The following is an 18,053-nucleotide window of genomic DNA, read 5'->3' as shown; positions in this document are numbered from 1 at the left end:
TCAGTTGTTTCATCTTTAGAGAGGAAAACGATCTTACCACCCTTTGCAGGGGCTTTCATGGCGCAGCCCGCAAAAGCGGGGCCAAGCTCAAAAACGGCAGTTGAAAAGAATTTTCATTACGCCAAAAATTGATTTTAAGACACTGAAAATACAGTGTTTTATTGCTTTCCATTGATACCGTTAAGGCAGTGCTCAGAAATAATCCGGTGATTGTGTGCGGGCTTGTTTACCACCGCTGTTTGCATTGTTAACATGATCACACTTTTTTGACGTCTCCCCGTTTTGGTGCGTCATTTCTCTTCCCCCATAGGTAGGGCATTGCTGGTAAAACTCGACACGCTGGTGGCGCGCTACGACGAGCTGAATCGTCTCAAGACGCAACGAGCGCTGGATCTCATGAGCCGGTACGGGCAGCAGGTTTTCCAACTGCTGCCCGTCATGCTGCACTTCAATCATCCCCTGCTGCCCGGTTATGTGGCAGGGGACGTGCCTCATGGTATCTGGAGTTTCGTGGCAAACGACGCCCAGCAGGCCTTCATCCAGGATCTCTGCCAGAACGCGAACTGCCAGGGGGGGCTCAGCACCCACGACAAGTCCATCCAGGGCCTCTACTCCATGGGGAGCACCTCCTCTATCGGGCAGTGCTGCCACTCGGATCTCGATATCTGGGTCTGCCACGTGGCCGGCCTGTCGAGCGAGCGCCTCGTCCTGCTGGAGCAGAAGTGCCATCACCTCTCCCTGTGGGCCGAGCAGCGGGGGGTCGATCTCAACTTCTTCCTGATCCCCGAAGACAAGTTCCGCCAGCGCAACGATGCCCAGATGCAGGGGGAGAGCTGCGGCAGCGCCCAGCACCTGCTGCTGCTCGACGAGTTCTACCGCAGCGCCATGCACATCGCGGGCAAGCGGCTGCTCTGGTATCTGGTGCCCGCCGAGTATGACGATCACTACGACGACTATGTGAAGGGTCTGTTCGCCCACGGCAAGCTGAGCCAGGACGACTGGCTCGATCTCGGGGGCTTCAACCGCATTCCTGCCGAGGAGTACTTCGGTTCCGCCCTGTGGCAGCTCTACAAGGGGATCGACTCCCCCTACAAGGCGGTGCTCAAGTCGGTGCTGATGGAGGCCTACTCCCACGAGTACCCCAACACCCGGCTGCTGTCGGTGACCAGCCGCGACTGGTTCCAGCACAACGAGGGCATGCACTACCGCCTCGACAACTACTGCCTGATGCTGGACAAGGTGACCAACTACCTCAAGTCCATCGGCGACATGCAGCGCCTGGATCTGGTGCGCCGCTGCTTCTACCTCAAGGTGTGTGACGGCCTGAGCCACCCGAAGGAGGATCACTCCCCGGACTGGCGCCGGGAGCAGATGGCCCAGCTGGTCGCCTACTGGGGCTGGAGCCCGGAGCGCCTGTACCACCTGGATCACCGCCAGGAGTGGAAGGTCGAGGACGTCAAGGTGGCCTACGCCGAGCTGCTGGAGGCCCTGATGCAGAGCTACCGCAACCTCATCCAGTTCGCCCGGCGCAACAACATCAGCGAGTCCATCAACCCGGAAGACATCGGCATACTGTCGCGCAAGCTCTATGCCGCGTTCGAGAGCCTGCCGGGCAAGGTGCAGCGCATCAACCTCAAGATAGCGCCGGATCTCGGCGAGCCGGACCTCAGCCTGGTGCAGGTGCCCCACGGCCGCCTGAACCGTGCCGGCTGGTATCTCTACAAGCATTCCCTCGAGCCCGCCGACATCATAGGTCGGGCGCCGCTTGAATATAACGGTTATATCAGCAAGCTGGTGGCCTGGGCCTATTTCAACGGCCTGCTGACGCCCCAGTCCCGGGTGCACCTGTTCAACCAGGGCTCGGATCTGCACATCGACAACCTGCACCAGTTCTGCCGCGACCTCTCCGGGACCTTCCCGGTCAAGTACCCGCGCGCCACCAACCTGGCACTGAGCCGGCCGTGCGAGATCCGTCAGCTCTCCATCTTCCTGAACCTGGAGACGGACCCGTCCAGCCACTGGGTCGGCCAGGTGATCGAGTTCGACGCCAATGCCGCCGATGTCTTCTCCTTCGGTCGCAACCAGGAGTGCCTGGTGGGCTCGGTGGATCTCGTCTATCGCAACTCCTGGAGCGAGATCCGCACCCTGCACTTCGAGGGGGAGGAGGCCGTGGTGGACGCCCTCACCACCATCCTCGGCAAGATGCACCAGGATGCCGCGGCCCCCGAGATGATAGAGGTGTTCTGCTACAGCCAGCACTTCCGCTCCCTGGTGCGCTCCCGCTTCCAGCAGCTGGTGGCCGAGTGCATCGAGCTGCGCCTGGCCCGGGACAAGCAGCAGCTGGTCAAGACCCTGGCGCTTGGCAAGGAGAAGTACGGCATCTTCTTCGAGCGGCGCGGGGTGTCGGTCAAGAAGCTGGAGAATGCCATCGACTTCTACCGCCACATCTCCCACAACAAGCTGGATCACCTGCCGCTGCGCCTCGACAAGACCCACAGCCAGCACCTGCCGGGCATCGTCGACGCCTACGCGAGCGAAGGGCTGGTGCAGTTCTTCTTCGATACCCGGGATGCAGGCACCAACATCTATATCCTGGACGAGGCGAACCGGGTGGAGATCTACCAGCACTTCGCCGGCAACAAGGACGAGCTGGTGCAGGGGGTGAATCGCTTCTACACCTCGGGCCACGAACGGTTCAGCAATGCGGGCCAGTTCAGCAACTTCAACCTGCCCCAGTACTACGAAATCGTGCAGGTGGGTGACAAGCTGGAGGTGATCCCCTACCGCAGCCAGAGCCCGCAGCGGGAGAATCCGGGGGCGGCCCGGGAAGTGGGGTGATGGACGCGGATGTGCCGCGCACATCGTCAACGGGATGAAAGCAAACGGCCTGCATGATGCAGGCCGTTGTCATATCCGAGGTCCGAGAATCAGGCGCCGAGGCGGGCCAGCAGCCAGCGGCGAATGTCGCCCAGCTGGGGGCGGCAGATCTCGTGGCGCATGGGGTACTCGTGCCACTCGGGGGAGAGCCCCGCCGCTTCCAGCCGGTTCTTGGCGTCCCAACCCATGGAGAGGTTCACCACGTCGTCATAGATGCCGTGCATGTAGCAGATGGGCAGGCTGCGGGCGGCCTCGCTCATCTCCCCCAGCAGGGCATCGGGCGCCGCCAGGTAGGTGGACATGCAGAGCAGGCCCGCCAGCTGCGTCGGATAGCGCAGGGCGGTATCGGCGGCGATGACGCCCCCCTGGGAGAAGCCGGCCAGCACGATGCGCTCGGGGGCAAAGCCCTCGGCCACCAGCTGATCCAGCAGGGCTGCGATCCGGGTGGACGATTCGTGTACATGGGAGGCCACGGCGCGATCCGCCGGGTCGTCGAAGCTCTTGATGTCGTACCAGCCGCGCATCCGGTAGCCCATGTTGATGGTGATGGGGCGCTCGGGGGCATCGGGCAGCAGGTGGCGCACCGGCAAGCCGGCGGGCAGGGCCAGGGCGTCCACCAGGGGAGCGAGGCCGGCACCGGAGTCACCCAGCCCGTGCAGCCAGACTACCGCATGGCGGGCACCCTGGGGGTGAAGGTCGATCATGGGAAGACCACGGGCTCGCCGGCCTGGCTGGTGCAGGCACGGGTCAGCAGGGTCTTGAGCTCGTCGCCGAAGCGGTTGTCGATCCAGCTGTCGCCACGCAGTTCGAAGTGGAAGCCGTTCTCCCGGGTGGCGACCCAGATCTGGTGCAGGGGCTCCTGCTTGTTGATGATGACCTTGGTCTTGTTCTCGAAACTCAGGGTCAGCACGCCGCCGGCCCGTTCGCAGTCGATATCCGGATACCCCTCGTCGATAACGTCTTCCACGTACTGGAAAAAGGCGTCGGTCAGGGCGTGATACTCGTGATCCTTCATCGGTTTATCCTGTTGCTTTTAACAATGTGAGTGCGATTATAGAGGGCCAAAAATTTTTTCGCAGCGAACCATTATGATTACCCAGCTCACCAAGTGCCTGTTTGCCGTGTCGCTGTCGCTCGGGTTGGCCGCCTGCGGCCTGACGGGGCCGCTCTACATGCCGCCGGCCGAACAGCCCGCTCCTGCAGAGCAGACACAACCCAAGACAGAGAGTACACCGCAAGCCGCCTCGCCTGCGACCGCTTCACCGGCCTCAGAGGCCGCGCCGCAATAATCTAGGAAGGAACCGCCCCCTTGGATCACTTTAACTACGACGCCGACGGTCAGCTTCAGGTCGAACAGCTTCCCCTGCAACAGCTCGCCGATCAGTACGGTACCCCGCTGTACGTCTACTCCCGCGCCACCCTGGAACGCCACTGGCACGCCTTCGATCAGGCGGCGGGCGACATCCCCCACCTGATCTGCTATGCGGTCAAGGCCAACTCCAACCTGGCGCTGCTCAACCTGCTGGCCCGCCTGGGCTCGGGGTTCGACATCGTCTCCGGCGGGGAGCTGTCACGAGTGCTGGCGGCGGGCGGTGATCCGGCCAAGGTGGTCTTCTCCGGCGTCGCCAAGAGCGAGGCCGAGATGCGCCTGGCGCTGGAAAAAGAGATCCTTTGCTTCAACCTGGAGTCGGAAGCCGAGCTGGAGCGCCTGAACCGGGTCGCGAGCAGCATGGGCAAGAAGGCGCGGGTCTCGGTGCGGGTCAACCCCGACATCGACGCGGGCACGCACCCCTATATCTCCACCGGCCTCAAGCAAAACAAGTTCGGCATCCCCATCGAGCAGGCCCCCGCCATCTACCGCAAGGCGGCGGCCATGGCCCACATCGAGATCAAGGGGGTGGATTGCCACATCGGCTCGCAACTCACTGAATTGAATCCCTTTATGGAGGCGGCGGACAAGCTGCTGAGGCTCATCGACGAGCTGGCGGCGGAAGGCATCCACATCCATCACCTGGACGTAGGCGGGGGGCTCGGGGTCAACTATGGCGCCGAACAGCCGCCGCACCCGACCGAGTATGCCGAGGCGCTCAAGCAGAAGCTGGCGGGCCGTGACCTGACCCTGCTGTTCGAGCCGGGCCGCGCCATCGTCGCCAACGCCGGCGTGCTGCTGACCCGGGTGGAGTTCCTCAAACCCGGCGAGACCCGCAACTTCGCCCTGATCGACGCCGGCATGAACGATCTGCTGCGCCCCTCCCTCTACGGCGCCTGGATGAACATCATCGAGGTGGACAGCCGCGCGACCCACGAGAAGGCGCTGTACGACGTGGTGGGCCCGGTGTGCGAGACCGGCGACTTCCTCGGCAAGGAGCGTACCCTGGCCATCGCCGAGGGCTCCCTGCTGGCGGTGCGTTCCGCCGGGGCCTACGGCTTCACCATGTCCTCCAACTACAACACCCGTCCCCGTGCGGCCGAGGTGCTGGTGGACGGTGACCAGGCCCACCTCATCCGGGAGCGCGAGCAGTTGGCCGACCTCTGGCGTGGCGAGCACTTGCTGCCGTGATAGGTATGGAATGTCAGCGTTCCTCCATGTGAGAGCGTGATTAACGGTGAGACAGGAACGCGCGATGTTGATTGAGTTTTCAAAAATGCACGGCCTCGGGAACGACTTCATGGTGGTGGATGGCGTCACCCAGAAGGTGTTCTTCAGCAACGACATCATCAAGAAGCTGGCGGATCGCCATTTCGGCATCGGCTTCGACCAGCTGCTGCTGGTGGAGCCGCCCTATGATCCCGAGCTCGACTTCCACTACCGCATTTTCAATGCTGACGGCAGCGAGGTGGAGCAGTGCGGCAACGGGGCGCGCTGCTTCGCCCGCTTCGTGCGCCTGAAGGGGCTGGTCAACCGGGATCGCATCGCGGTCAGCACGGCCCGGGGTCGCATCACCCTGCAACTGGAAGGGGAGAACCAGGTCACGGTCAACATGGGGGTGCCCCAGTTCGAGCCCGGCAAGATCCCGTTCCGGGCCCAGAAGGCGGAGAAGACCTACCTGCTGCGGGCCCAGGAGCACACCGTGATGTGCGGCGCCGTCTCCATGGGCAACCCTCACTGCGTCATCGAGGTCCCCTCGGTGGCGGACGCCCCGGTGGAGACCCTGGGGCCCATCATGGAGCGCCACGAGCGCTTCCCCGAGCGGGTCAACGTCGGCTTCATGGAGATGGTCAACGCCAGCGAGATCAAGCTGCGGGTCTTCGAGCGCGGGGTGGGGGAGACCCTCGCCTGCGGCACCGGCGCCTGCGCCGCCGTGGTGGTCGGCATCAGCCAGGGCAAGCTCAAGGAGCGGGTCACCGTCACCCTGCCGGGTGGCAAGCTGACCATCGCCTGGAAGGGGCCGGGCCAGCCCGTCTATATGACGGGCCCGGCCGAGCACGTGTTCGACGGCCAGATAGAGTTGTAGACAGCGAGCGGGGAGGGCCCCGCTCCGCCACATGTCAATGTCGGGGCCCTTGGCCCCTTTTTCGGATGGATCAACCAAGTTATGAGTGAACTCAAACGGCAGGAATCACTGGTGGACGAAGCCACAGTGCTGGAGTACCTGGCCCGTTACCCCGAGTTTTTCCAACGCCACGGAGCCATGCTGGACCGGATCCGCATTCCCCACGCACAAAAGGGCGCCATCTCCCTGGTGGAACGCCAGCTGGACAGGCAGCGCGAGCGCATCGAGCAGCTGGAGCAGGAGATCACCGAGCTGATGGGGGTCGCCAGCGAGAACGAGCGGATCTTCCGGATCTATGCCGACCTTTATGGGGAGATCTATGGCTGCCAGAGCCTGTTCGAGCTGAGCGCCGTGATGGGCAAGGCCTTCGTGCAGCGGCTGCGACTGACCGGCCTGCGGCTCTGGCTCAGCCCGAAGCAGTTCCAGCTGAGCGGCCCGGAGCAGCGCTTCCTGGCAGAGGGCAGGCAGCTCGATCAACTGCTCGGGCAGCGTCTGCCGGGCACGGACTACTATTTCGGCCGCCTCAACCAGAGCGAGAAACAGGCGCTGTTCGGCAACGACGTCCTGGTCAACTCGGTGGCCCTGATGCGCCTCGGCGATCTCGGCGTGCTGGCTTTCGCGAGCTCGGATCCCAGCCACTTCGCCCCCCACAACGACACCCTGCTGCTGGGCCAGCTGGGTCGCCTGCTGCAACTGCGCCTGCCCGAGCTGGCCCGTGGCTAAGGCACCGCCCCGATCACCTGCCAAGGCGCCGCCTGCCGCCGAGCCTCTGCCGGCTGTATTGGCTGACGAGCTCGCGGCCTTTATCGAATACCTGAGGGTCGAGCGCCAGCTCAGCCCCCACACCCGCAGCAACTATCAGGCCCACCTGGAAGCCATGACCGCCGAGCTGGCGAGGCTGGGGCTCGACAACTGGGCCCGGCTCGAGGCGAGCCAGGTGCGCAGCCTGGTGACCCGGATGCACAAGGGGGGGCTCGCGCCCCGCTCCCTCGCTACCAAGCTCTCCGCCTTGCGCAGCTTCTGCGACTGGCAGGTGCGCCAGGGGCGGATCAACGCCAACCCGGCGCGGGGCATCGCCACCCCCAAGCTGGGGCGGCCCCTGCCCAAGAATCTGGACGTGGACGAGATGTACCAGCTGCTCAACATCACCGACGAGCAGGATCCACTGGCGGTACGGGATCGCGCCATCATGGAGCTGATGTACTCCTCCGGCCTGCGCCTCGCCGAGCTGGTGGGGCTGAACCTCGCGGACGTGAAGCTCGATGATCGCCAGCTCAGGGTGACCGGCAAGGGATCCCGGGAGCGGGTGCTGCCCATCGGGCGGATGGCGGTGGAGTGGCTGCAGAAATGGCTCAAGGTGCGACCCCTGCTGGCGGGCGACGAGCCGGAGGCGCTGTTCGTCTCCAAGCGCCGGCAGCGGTTGTCGGCCCGCTCGGTGCAGGAGCGGCTCGATGGCTGGGGCAACAAGCAGGCGCTCAACGCCCACGTGCATCCCCACAAGCTGCGCCACAGCTTCGCCACCCACATGCTGGAGTCTTCCGGTGATCTGCGGGCGGTGCAGGAGCTGCTGGGCCACGCGGATCTCTCCACCACCCAGATCTACACCCACCTCGACTTCCAGCATCTGGCCAAGGTGTATGACAGCGCTCATCCCAGAGCCAGGCGGGATCCCGCCGCGCCGGATGAAGAGTAAACAGGAGTAGCCATGCAGTTTTATCGTCGCTGGCAGCCGGTGGCCGCCATTACCTTCGATCTCGACGACACCCTCTATGACAACGGCCCCGCCATCGCGCGGGCCGAGCAGTGGATGCTGAGCCACCTGCGCAGCGAATACCTGGCCACCGCCATGCTCGACAAACCGCGCTGGCTGGCGCTCAAGCGCCAGCTGCTGCTGAGCCGGCCGGAGCTGCGCGACGATGTCAGCCTGGCGCGCTTGCACGGCATCCGCGAGGCCCTGGTGCAGGGGGGCATGGCCCCCTCGCAGGCGGCGCTGGAGGCGGAGACGGTGTTCGCCGGCTTCCTGGCGGAGCGCTCGAAGATAGCGGTGAGCGACGAGACCCACGCGTTGCTGGCGCGGCTGGCCGGGCGCTATCCCCTGGCCGTGATCACCAACGGCAATCTCGACCTGGTCCAGGCTGGTCTCGCGGATTACTTCACCCTGGTGTGCAAGGCGGGAGCGGGCGCCCGGATGAAGCCGGCGCCGGACATGTTCATGCAGGTGCAAGCGGCCCTCGGGATCGCGCCAGGCCGGATCCTCCACGTGGGGGATCACCCGGAGACCGACGTGCTGGGGGCCAGGTTGCACGGCTTTCGCGCCGCCTGGCTCAACGAGCGCGGCCAGTCATGGCAGTCGCTCTCCCTGCTGCCGGACGTGGAGCTGGGGGGGCTTCACGAGCTGGCCGGGCTGCTGCTCTAGGCGGGAGCGGGCATCGGGCAAGAGGCGCCGGAGGTGGCGCGAGTGGCTCGGGCTGGGGAGCGACCACCGGGAAAAAGATGCGCCAGAGAGGCGGTTTATTTATCCTTGACGCGAACTGACAAGGGAGTGCAGGCGTGAGTGGAATGAAGAGTGTCATCTGGTTGGCCATCCCCCTGGTGCTGGGGGGGTGCGACCTGCTGCGCGACAGCTACCGGGTGGAGTTTCGGGATGGCTCCTGGCGGGAGATCACCATCTCCTCTTTCTCGGATGAGGCGCTCTGGCGCGAGGGGTGTGCCACCGGCGAGATCCTGGTGGACATGACCCTGCCCCTGAAGCGGGGCAAGGTGGTGGAGGGTCGCGAGCAGCTGCTCATCGGCGGCGAGCTGTTCGAGCTGGAGGAGGCCCGCCTCTATCGCGGCAACGGCACCGTGCTCGGACAGGCCCCGGATCACATACAACGGGGCCTCAAGGGGCTGGATGTCTGCCGTACCCTGCGTCCTGCCCGCGGCTCCCTGCCCAGGCTCAAGACCAAGGGGTTTGGTGACTAGCCCGCCTGCTGCCGGTACTGGCGGCAGGCGTCACCGAATGCCTTGAACAGCTTGACGGAGTGGGGGTTGTCGTTCGCCTTCCACTCCGGGTGCCACTGCACCGCCAGAGTGAACTGGGGCAAGCTGGGCGCGTGGATCGCCTCGATCAAACCATCCTCAGCGTGGGCCAGGGGCGCCAGCCCCTGTGCAAGCCGCTTGATCCCCTGGCCGTGCAGGGAGTTGACCGGGATCTGCTCCTCCTCCATCAGATCGGCAAACCAGGTACCGGGCACCAGGCTCACCTGGTGGCTGTGGCCATACTGCTCATCCACGGGATCGTCCGCATCCTCTCTGTGATCCGCATAGCCGGGTTCGCTATAGACCTTCTGGTGAATGTCGCCACCCAGGGCCACGTTGATCTCCTGCATGCCGCGGCAGATGCCGAGCAGGGGCAGTCCCCTGTCGATGGCGGCGCGCACCAGGGGGATGTCGAACAGATCCCTGTCCCTGTCCTGGGGCTTCTCCGGGGTGAGGTTCTCCTGGCCGTAGAGGGCGGGATCTATGTTGGATCCGGCGCCGCTCAGGTAGACGCCGTCTGCAAGATCCAGATACTGCTCCAGATCTTCGGTGCCGCAGCAGGTGGGGACCAGCAGGGGCACGCAGCCGCTGATCTCCACCAGGGGCTTGATGTATTTGTGGGTCATTACCTGGTAGGCGTGGCCACTACGGGCCTGGGCCCCCATGGTCATCAGCACGACGGGTTTGGTGTGGGAACTGGGGTTTGGCATAGGTCACCTGGCTATCCTTGGCGGTCTCATCCTGCGCCTTGGGAAGGCCCTTGCCGCGCCATGCTGGCAAAGGCATGCCTCAAGGCATGGTCATGGGATCAGGGTCGTGCCGCAGTACCAGAATCGTCGGTCAGCCTGGGCAACGACAGCCTGGATCCTGTTCCCAGTCTGCCAAGGCCGTTCAATATGTCAAACGAAATGATGCGGTTATGTTAATAAAAAACATAACAAAGCCAGCTTGAGTCCCGTTTTAAGGGGCCTGCAGGGGAGCGGATGGCGAGGGGGGATGTGGAATGGTGGATATATTAAACATTTGACCCAGAGGGCCGGATAGCAAAAGGGGCCGAGAGGCCCCTTGTCGTTTGGTCAGGCGTTCAGGATGAACCGTTCGATCACCCTGGCCACGCCGTCGTCGTCATTGCGGCTGGTGGTGTGCTGTGCCAGCGCCTTGATCTCGTCGGTGGCGTTGCCCATGGCGACCCCGAGGCCGGCATATTCGATCATGTGGCGGTCGTTGCCCGCATCCCCCACCGCGATCACCTGGTCGGCGGTCAGGCCGAGGTGCTCCGCCAGAGCGGCCACGCCGGTCCCCTTGTTGCTGCGCTTGTTCATGAACTCGAGGAAGTAGGGGGCGCTGCGCACCACGGTGTAGCGTTCGTAGAGTTCGGCGGGCAGCTGGGAGATGGCGCGGGAGAGCTGGGGCTCGGGATCGATCATCATCACCTTCATGATCTGCTCGTCGGCGGGCAGGGTGGCAAAGTCCACCAGGTTGATGGGCATCCTGATGAGACGGGACTCGTGCTCGGTATAGGTGCTGACCCTGGGGCTGATGAGGCCCTGGCGGACGGAGAAGCCGTGGACGTTGACCCCCAGCTCGTTGGCCAGATGGGCGATGGCGCTGGCATCGCTGCCGGTCAGCAGCTGGCTGCGGATGATGCGCTGCTCCGCGACCTGCTGCACCAGGGCGCCGTTGTAGCAGATGACGTAGTCATCCTGACCGGTGAGGCCGAGCTCGGCCAGGGAGGGGGTCATGCCTTCCAGGGGGCGACCCGACGCCAGGACCACGGTCACGCCCTGGGCGCGGGCCGCCGCGATGGCGTCACGGGTGCGGGGGGAGATCTGGCCCTCTGGGTTCAGCAGGGTGCCATCCATATCCAATGCGATCAGCTTGTACATCTTCTCACTACCTGAGTCTGGCCGGCCCGCCCGATGGGGCCAAGGGGAGGCCGAGTGTAGCGAAAATCGCCGCCGGGATCACGCCATCGCCTCCCTGGGCGTGCCCCCGATCCTTCAGCGCTGGCCCTGGTAGGGGGTCAGTTGCAGCTGATCTTCCCGGATGGCGAAGTGGATGGGGCCGTGCTCGATGTCGACCCTGTTGTGGTGATGGGCCATCTCCACCTCGACGCCGGGGAAGAGGCGCTGGGTGGCGATGATGTCCATGTTGGCCATCAGCGCCTGCAGCTCGCGCTGTGCCTCGACCAGCTGTTCGTCCAGGGACTTGCTCTCGTCGAGCTGGCGGGTGCGCAACGTCTTGATCTTCGCCAGGGTCTCGGGGTTGCGCCTGTCGCCGGGCAGCTGCAACAGGCGCAGGATGAGATCCTGCAGCTTGTCGAGCTGCTCCCGGCAGCTCTGCTTGCGCTGGCGCAGGGCCAGCTCCTGCTCCTTGTGGCTGAAGTAGCCGCCGAGGATCTGCAGCCGGGTCCGGTTGGCCGCCGAGGCCCCGAGCACCGGGGCCATGATGAGGCGGTTGGCGATGTTGACGCCCCCGATGAGGTGGCCCTTGCGCATGGCGCTGTCGCCGACCTTCAGATCCTGGCCGCTGCGGCAGTAGCAGTGGCTGAGCTGGCTCTGGATATGGATGTCGCCGTCGGCCTCCAGCCTGGCGTATTGGGCATAGCCGGCGTGGATCTCGCCACCGGCGCTGAGGTGGCAGAGGTACTCCTCCTCCCCCAGCTTGCGGCCTATGATGCCGTTACGCACCGTGATGGTGCCGCCGGATTCGATAAGCCCCCCCTCGACGAAGCCACCGATCACCACGTCCCCGCGGGTCTTGATGCGCATGCCGGGCATGACATCGCCGGTGACCAGCAGGGAGCCCTCGAACTCGACGTGGCCGTGGCGGATGTCGACCTGCTTGACGTTCAGCACCTCGTCGACCCGCATGCCTGCACGCTCCTGGCAAGGGAGCCCGGTGCGGGTCGCCAGCAGCAGGTCAGGATCCTCCCGAGAGAGGCTGGTGCCGTCACCCGCGCTCATGGCGATCTCCTTGCCGTCCCGGGCCGGCAGCGTCTGACCCGTCACGGTGACGCCGTCCAGGCCCTGGGTGGCGGGGTGGCGGCGCATCAGCGGCGACCCCGCCCTGACGGTGAGCAGGGTGCCCAGATCGCGCATGTCCACCTTGCCGTGGTCCAGCTCCTGGGGTTTGAGGATCCGCTCGGCCGCGGTTTCCACCAGCCGCTCGAAACGGGTGTCCTGGCCGTGTTTCGCCGCCCGGCCGAGGGCGATGACAGGGCTCAGCTGCGCGCCGGGGGCGGCCTCGCTGGCGGCCTGGAGGGCGGCGGCGAGCAGCCGCTCGCTCACCCCCATCCTGACCGGACTCGCCGCCAGGGCCTCATGCAGCTGGGCCAGGGTGAGGGGGTTGCCACCCCAGTCCGCGGTGATCTGCGCCCTGGCGCTCATCTGATCCTTGTCGACCTGGATCAGCAGCCTGGCATCCTGGCGCCGGGCGATGGGCACGGGGGGATGAGCCGGGGCATCCGGCTGGCTGAGCAGGGCGTTGAGCAGGGTGACAGCCTGGCGGATCCCTTCGTCGAGGGGCTGGTAGCGCCGGCAGTTGGAGAGCCGCAGCAGGGCGAGGATGTCCGCCTCCTGGATGGGGGCGTCGAGGCCTGGGATGATGCGCAGGCAGACACAGGTCATGTCTGCCGACAGCTGAAACCACGCCTTGCTCAACACCGGGGCACCTCCCTCGTCGTCCCGATCCGGCGTGCCCCTGTGACCGGGGCGGATCCCTGCCGGATGCCGCGGCCGCCGGGGCGGCCCAAAACCGCAGTATTCGGGTCTTTTTCCTTCCGGGTCAACGCGCTGGGTGCAAATGGGTGATCCGGGTTGAGGAAATTTATGCTGACAGGGGGCGGGACCCCGCCTTGTCGGACTGTGGCTGCCTGACCTTTGAGCGATCGCGCCTGTCCCCGGGCACGGGCGGGGGATTCTCCTTGCCAGACGGGAGACAAGGGATTCTAATCTGCCGCCGCGAGGCGCCGGGGATGACTGTTACCGGCCATCCTGCCCATTTGTTCCACCGAATGCCCAACCGAACGAGCCCCATGACCGCCCAAGGCCACCTGCTGTTTTCCGTCACCTGCGTCCTGCTTGCCCACAAGGTCGAACTCACCCCGGCCCTGGCCGACGCCAGCCTGTGGCACATCATTCCCATGGCCCTGGCGAGCGCCCTGCTGCCCGACCTGGACCATCCCCACTCCCTGCTCGGCCGGCAACTGCCCTGGATCTCGGGACCCCTCTCGCGGATCTTCGGCCATCGCGGCTTCACCCACAGCCTGCTGGCGGTGGCCATGGGGGTCTGGGGGCTGGCGCAGGCTCCGGGCCTGCTGTCGGGGGCGGTGAAGGATGCCCTCATCGTGGGTTACCTCAGCCACCTGCTGGGGGACTGGCTCACCCCGATGGGGATTCCCCTGTGCTGGCCCTGGCGCCGCCGCTTCCGCTTGCCCGGTCTGCCCCTCAAGAGCGGGGGTGGCTACGAGCGGGCCTTCTGCCTGTTGACCCTGGCGCTCGCCGGCTACTGGGTCCACGGAGATCTGGGGCTAGGCGCCTTCTAGCCGGGGTCAGGCGAGGCGGTTGGCGGTGCGCGTCAGGGTGAGGTAGTCGGCGAGCACCGGCAACCCCAGCAGGTGACGGCGCAGCATGTCGAGGGCGGCGAAGGCGAGGATCCGGCGACCGCTCGCTGGATCCGGGTGACTGACCTTGAGGGTCTGGCCAAACTGCCGCCCGTCGATGCACAGCAGCAGGGGCACGCCGTGTGGCCCTGCCCGGCCAATGGTGAGGCCGGGGTGGGGGCCGTCACCCGCCAGCAGATCGAGCTCGTCGGGGAGGGCGTGGCTGAAGTGCGCCTCCAGCGCGGGGTGGGTGTGGCACATGGCCAGCAGGGCGCCCCGGGTCTCCCCTTCTCGCAGGCACAGCAGCCGCTCCCCCATCAGCGCCAGGATCTGGCTGGCCGGCTCCTCGTTGCCTTTTCCCACCAGCCAGGGAGTGATCACCTGCAGCAGGCGGGCTTCGGCGGCGTCCATGTCCGCAGGGACGGCGCCGTGGCCGATGAGCTTGAGCTCGATCAGCGGCATGGAGGAGCGGTAGCCGAGCTCGATGCCGGTGGGCCAGGGGGCCGCATCCAGCCGATCCGAGAGGGCGGATTCCGAGATGCCGAAGGTGTAGAAGCGGCGCAACTCGGTGTCGGTCTGCGCCCCCGCCAGCGCCTTGAGACGCGGCACGATCTGCTCGCGCACCATTTGCTTGAATTCGAACGGCACGCCCGGAGTGAAGAAGAGCCGGCTCTGGCCAGAGTGCACCAGGAAGCCGCAGGCGGTACCGACCGGGTTGTCGAGGATCTCGCAACCCTGCGGCAGCCAGGCCTGCTTGGTGTTGCTGGATGGCATGGCGCGGCCCCGGCTGGCGTAACGGGCCTCCATGGTGGCGAGCCAGTCGGGGAACAGGGTCAGGGGCTGGTCGAAGGCCTCGGCCGCCGCCTGGGCGGTGAGGTCGTCGGCGGTAGGGCCGAGCCCGCCACACACCAGCACGACTTCGGCGCGGCTGGCGCACTCGCGCAGCACGGCCTTCAGGTCGGCGAGGTTGTCCCCGACCGTGGTGCGGCGGCGCACCTGCCAGCCCTGTTCCAGCAAGAGGGCGCTGAGCCAGGCGGCGTTAGTGTCCACCACCAGGCCGGTCACTATCTCGTCGCCGGTGCTGAGGATCTCGATGCGCATGCAGACTCCTTGGAAATGGCTAACCCGGATCAGGGCTGGTTGTGTTCGAAGTAGTAGCTGATCCGGGTTCGCGGGTTGAGGTATTCAAACACCGCGGGGGGCAGGCGTTTGGGGTGGATCACCTTGACGATGGCAAGCCCGGTCTCCTCGAGATCGATGATGGCCGCCTCCTGGCGCGGGATGCGCGGATCGTACACCAGCACCGCGGGGTAGAGCAGGCGGGAGGCGTTGACCGACATCACCAGCCCCACCTGGCCATTGGAGAGCTGCATCACGCTGCCGGGGGGATAGATCCCCATCAGCCGGATCAGCATGCCGAGGTGATCGGCGTTGAACTGGGCCTTGCGCTGCTTGTAGAGGCTGCCGAGGGCCGAGTAGGGCACCTTGGTCTGCAGGTGGCAGAGGTTGTCATACTCGTTGATGAGGGAGACGATCTGGGTGAGGGGGTCGAGCTGGGCTCCCTTGAGCCCCAGTGGCCCGCTGCCGTCCAGGTATTCGTGGTGGTGCCGCACTATGTTCCTGGCGGGCTCCGGAAATTCCCTCGCCAGGCTCAGCAGCTCCAGCCCGTAACGCGGGTGCTGGGCCACCAGGTTCTGCTCGGGCCTGGTGAGCGGCTCCGTCTTGCGCAGGATCTGGCTCGGGAGCTTCAGCTTGCCGATGTCGTGGAACAGGGCCCCCATGCCGACCAGGCGGATCGCCTCGGCCGGCAACTTGCACTCCCGGGCCAGCAGCATGCTGAGCACGCTGACGTTGAGGGAGTGAAACTGCAGGCTGTTGCCATCCGAGCTGTCGGACACCAGGTGCAACACCATCTCGTCTACCGACAGCAGCTGCTCCGTCATGGCGTTGATCAGCTCCTGCGCCTCCCCGATGGCGTTGAGGGGGCGGGACTGGATCTTGCCCATCAGGTTGCGCACCTGGGCCAGGGACTGGCGGAACTGCTTCTCGCACTGCTGCAGATCGCGGCGATAGCGCTGCAGCTGTTCGATGCGCCGGCTCTTCTCGGATTCCATGGCCTGCTGGCGGGCGAGGAGCGCCTCGTCGTCTTCCCCCTGGAGGGTCGGCTGACCGAGGGGCTTGGGGGGCGTGTCGCTCTTGTCGGGAATGATGGTCACCAGCTTGAGCCCCAGCCGGCGGATGAGCTCTATCTCCTCCTCGCGCTTCAGCTTGAAGCTGGAGAACAGGAAGGGGTGCTCGCGCCACCCCAGCGGCAGGGAGACAAAATTGCCGACTTGCAGCCGGTCTACGGAGATCTTGATGCCTGTCATGGGGTTGGACGCGAGGGACACACTGAGCCGTATGCTAGTCAAAGGCCGGAGTGAATAAAAGGTATCTGGTGACAGCGTGGGCGCTTTATTATAGGCTTCTAGATGTCCAGACATATTTACCGATGCAGTACAGGGAGTCAGCATGCCGATCAAGATCCCGGACCAGTTGCCCGCCGCCGAAGTGCTGGGGCAGGAGAACATCTTCGTGATGACGGAATCCCGGGCCGTCACCCAGAACATCCGTCCGCTGCGGGTGCTCATCCTCAACCTGATGCCCAAGAAGATAGAAACCGAGATCCAGCTGATGCGGATGCTCTCCAACTCGCCGTTGCAGGTGGATGTGGATCTGCTGCGCATCGACGATCGGGAGTCGAAGAACACGCCCCAGGCGCACCTGGAGAACTTCTATCACGACTTCGAGCAGGTGCGGGGCAACAACTACGACGGTATGATCATCACGGGAGCGCCGCTCGGGCTGGTGGAGTTCGAGGAGGTGATTTACTGGCCGCGGATCGTCGAGATCATCGAGTGGTCCCACCAGCACGTGACCTCCACCCTGTTCCTCTGCTGGGCGGTACAGGCGGCGCTGAAAGCCTTGTATGGCATGGAGAAGCAGACCCACGGCGAGAAGCTCTCCGGCGTCTATCGCCACCACCGCCTCGACGAGCACGAGCCGCTGCTGCGCGGTTTCGACGATGAATTCGTGGCGCCCCACTCCCGCTATGCGGCGTTCGACGGGGACCTCATCCGTGCCCACACCGATCTGCAGATCTTCGCAGAATCGGAAGAGGCTGGCGTCTATCTGGCGGCGACCAAGGACTGTCGCCAGGTGTTCGTCACCGGCCACCCGGAGTACGACGCCCTGACCCTTGACGGGGAGTACCGGCGGGATCTGGCGGCCAGCCTCTCCCCTGTGGTGCCGGTCAACTACTACCCGGACAACGACCCGAACCAGACCCCGCGCGCCACCTGGCGCAGCCACGGGCATCTGCTGTTTTCCAACTGGCTCAACTACTACGTCTATCAGCTGACCAGCTACAGGGTGGAAGACATCGGCAAGGTATTCACCTACCAGCCACCCAAGGGGTAGGTCGCCGTCAGTCGAGCCCGGCCAGCCCTCGTCCCCGGGTGTCGAGCCAGTGGCGGTGGCAGGCCAGGGTGAAGGCCCGTGGCCGCCTGGCCCGGATGACGGCCATGGCCTCCTGCTGGGGCAGTCCCTGGGCCATCAGCAGCAGAGCCGCCGCCAGCCCGGTGCGCCCGCTCCCCCCGTGGCAGTGAATGACCAGATGCCGCCCCTCCCGCAGCAGGGCGAGCAGCTCGGGCAAGACCCGGGGCCAGGCCTGTTCGAAGGTGACATCGGGGGCCTGGTCGTCCGCGATGGGCAGGTGAAACCACGCCATGCCCCTGGCGTCCACCTGGGGACCCAGGTCCGCGAGGCCCTGGGCGGTCAGCTCCTCCTGCGTCATCAGCGTGAGCACCCCGCCGGCCCCGGCCAGCTGCAGCTGGGCCAGGGCCCGGGTCAGGGCGACCTGCTGGCTGCCGGGGCAGGGGGTGAGCAAGAGCTGCCCGTCGAGGCGCAATACCTCCAGGCTCCAGAAGGGGTGGGCACTGAGCATGGGGCGTCTCCTCGCCGTCGGAAAAGCGGCGGGATGGGGCACCCCGCGCGGGTGCGGCACAGCATAGGGGGGA

General features: G+C 65.5%; 18 protein-coding genes. 10 read left to right on the top strand and 8 right to left on the bottom strand.

Translation table 11 applies throughout. The features are described 5' to 3' along the window. Window positions 1–318 precede the first annotated feature (318 nt). Window positions 319–2,838, top strand: coding sequence for a class I adenylate cyclase (locus tag BN1136_RS18845; RefSeq protein WP_043757032.1), 2,520 nt, complete (start codon window positions 319–321; stop codon window positions 2,836–2,838). An 89-nt stretch (window positions 2,839–2,927) separates the two neighbouring features. Here BN1136_RS18845 and BN1136_RS18840 read toward each other — a convergent pair whose 3' ends face one another. Together BN1136_RS18840 and cyaY are read right to left on the bottom strand one after the other, a co-directional pair. After that, the gene (locus BN1136_RS18840) at window positions 2,928–3,581 is read right to left on the bottom strand and encodes an alpha/beta hydrolase (RefSeq protein WP_043757033.1); all 654 of its coding nucleotides are present in this window, start codon (window positions 3,579–3,581) and stop codon (window positions 2,928–2,930) included. Next, the gene (gene cyaY, locus BN1136_RS18835; protein WP_042077902.1) at window positions 3,578–3,892 is read right to left on the bottom strand and encodes an iron donor protein CyaY; all 315 of its coding nucleotides are present in this window, start codon (window positions 3,890–3,892) and stop codon (window positions 3,578–3,580) included. Before cyaY ends, BN1136_RS18840 begins: the two co-directional genes overlap by 4 nt. A 73-nt stretch (window positions 3,893–3,965) precedes the next feature. On the opposite strand from cyaY, the gene lptM reads away from it, so the two are divergent. The 7 genes from lptM (at window position 3,966) to BN1136_RS18805 (ending at window position 9,335) form a co-directional block, all read left to right on the top strand. Beyond that, a complete protein-coding gene (gene lptM / locus BN1136_RS20075; protein WP_081843571.1) occupies window positions 3,966–4,166 on the top strand; it encodes an LPS translocon maturation chaperone LptM in 201 nt (66 codons plus the stop codon). 20 nt (window positions 4,167–4,186) lie between these two features. Beyond that, window positions 4,187–5,437: a diaminopimelate decarboxylase gene (lysA, locus tag BN1136_RS18830; RefSeq protein WP_043757040.1), complete on the top strand. Its 1,251-nt coding sequence runs from the start codon at window positions 4,187–4,189 to the stop codon at window positions 5,435–5,437. Window positions 5,438–5,501: 64 nt separating this feature from the next. Further along, window positions 5,502–6,332, top strand: coding sequence for a diaminopimelate epimerase (dapF, locus tag BN1136_RS18825; RefSeq protein ID WP_043757043.1), 831 nt, complete (start codon window positions 5,502–5,504; stop codon window positions 6,330–6,332). A gap of 81 nt (window positions 6,333–6,413) precedes the next feature. Further along, window positions 6,414–7,094, top strand: a complete 681-nt coding sequence (locus tag BN1136_RS18820) for a DUF484 family protein (RefSeq protein WP_043757046.1) — start codon at window positions 6,414–6,416, stop codon at window positions 7,092–7,094. Next, window positions 7,087–8,064, top strand: a complete 978-nt coding sequence (xerC, locus tag BN1136_RS18815; RefSeq protein WP_043809047.1) for a tyrosine recombinase XerC — start codon at window positions 7,087–7,089, stop codon at window positions 8,062–8,064. The genes BN1136_RS18820 and xerC overlap by 8 nt, the downstream gene beginning before the upstream one ends. A gap of 12 nt (window positions 8,065–8,076) precedes the next feature. Further along, window positions 8,077–8,787, top strand: coding sequence for an HAD-IA family hydrolase (locus BN1136_RS18810; RefSeq protein WP_043757048.1), 711 nt, complete (start codon window positions 8,077–8,079; stop codon window positions 8,785–8,787). Between the two features lie 143 nt (window positions 8,788–8,930). Then, window positions 8,931–9,335, top strand: a complete 405-nt coding sequence (locus tag BN1136_RS18805; protein WP_043757051.1) for a hypothetical protein — start codon at window positions 8,931–8,933, stop codon at window positions 9,333–9,335. Here BN1136_RS18805 and BN1136_RS18800 read toward each other — a convergent pair. From BN1136_RS18800 to BN1136_RS18790, 3 genes are all read right to left on the bottom strand, one after another. After that, window positions 9,332–10,102: a gamma-glutamyl-gamma-aminobutyrate hydrolase family protein gene (locus BN1136_RS18800; protein ID WP_043757054.1), complete on the bottom strand. Its 771-nt coding sequence runs from the start codon at window positions 10,100–10,102 to the stop codon at window positions 9,332–9,334. The genes BN1136_RS18805 and BN1136_RS18800 overlap by 4 nt on opposite strands. A 366-nt stretch (window positions 10,103–10,468) precedes the next feature. Further along, window positions 10,469–11,278 (bottom strand): sugar-phosphatase, encoded by an 810-nt coding sequence (gene yidA, locus BN1136_RS18795; protein ID WP_043757057.1) that lies wholly within the window; start codon window positions 11,276–11,278, stop codon window positions 10,469–10,471. A gap of 114 nt (window positions 11,279–11,392) precedes the next feature. After that, window positions 11,393–13,057, bottom strand: coding sequence for a DUF342 domain-containing protein (locus tag BN1136_RS18790; protein ID WP_331384921.1), 1,665 nt, complete (start codon window positions 13,055–13,057; stop codon window positions 11,393–11,395). Window positions 13,058–13,428: 371 nt separating this feature from the next. Here BN1136_RS18790 and BN1136_RS18785 point away from each other — a divergent pair, with 371 nt between their 5' ends. Further along, on the top strand, window positions 13,429–13,938 hold the full coding sequence (locus tag BN1136_RS18785) for a metal-dependent hydrolase (protein WP_043757060.1): 510 nt from the start codon (window positions 13,429–13,431) through the stop codon (window positions 13,936–13,938). A 6-nt stretch (window positions 13,939–13,944) separates the two neighbouring features. Here the strand turns inward: BN1136_RS18785 and BN1136_RS18780 are convergent, their stop codons facing one another. After that, the gene (locus BN1136_RS18780; RefSeq protein ID WP_043757062.1) at window positions 13,945–15,096 is read right to left on the bottom strand and encodes a competence/damage-inducible protein A; all 1,152 of its coding nucleotides are present in this window, start codon (window positions 15,094–15,096) and stop codon (window positions 13,945–13,947) included. A gap of 29 nt (window positions 15,097–15,125) precedes the next feature. Further along, complete coding sequence (locus BN1136_RS18775; RefSeq protein WP_043757064.1) at window positions 15,126–16,364, bottom strand: HD-GYP domain-containing protein; 1,239 nt, start codon at window positions 16,362–16,364, stop codon at window positions 15,126–15,128. Between the two features lie 142 nt (window positions 16,365–16,506). Between BN1136_RS18775 and metA the strand changes: the two genes are divergently transcribed. Beyond that, window positions 16,507–17,454, top strand: coding sequence for a homoserine O-acetyltransferase MetA (gene metA / locus BN1136_RS18770; protein WP_043757066.1), 948 nt, complete (start codon window positions 16,507–16,509; stop codon window positions 17,452–17,454). 7 nt (window positions 17,455–17,461) lie between these two features. Here metA and BN1136_RS18765 read toward each other — a convergent pair whose 3' ends face one another. Next, window positions 17,462–17,980, bottom strand: a complete 519-nt coding sequence (locus tag BN1136_RS18765) for a phosphatase domain-containing protein (RefSeq protein WP_043757068.1) — start codon at window positions 17,978–17,980, stop codon at window positions 17,462–17,464. Window positions 17,981–18,053: the final 73 nt, after the last annotated feature.

The sequence above is a fragment of the Aeromonas taiwanensis genome (assembly GCF_000820165.1).
GTDB lineage: Bacteria > Pseudomonadota > Gammaproteobacteria > Enterobacterales > Aeromonadaceae > Aeromonas > Aeromonas taiwanensis.
The sequence above is the reverse complement of the archived record's forward strand: the minus strand, read 5'-3'. Positions and strand labels throughout refer to the sequence as shown.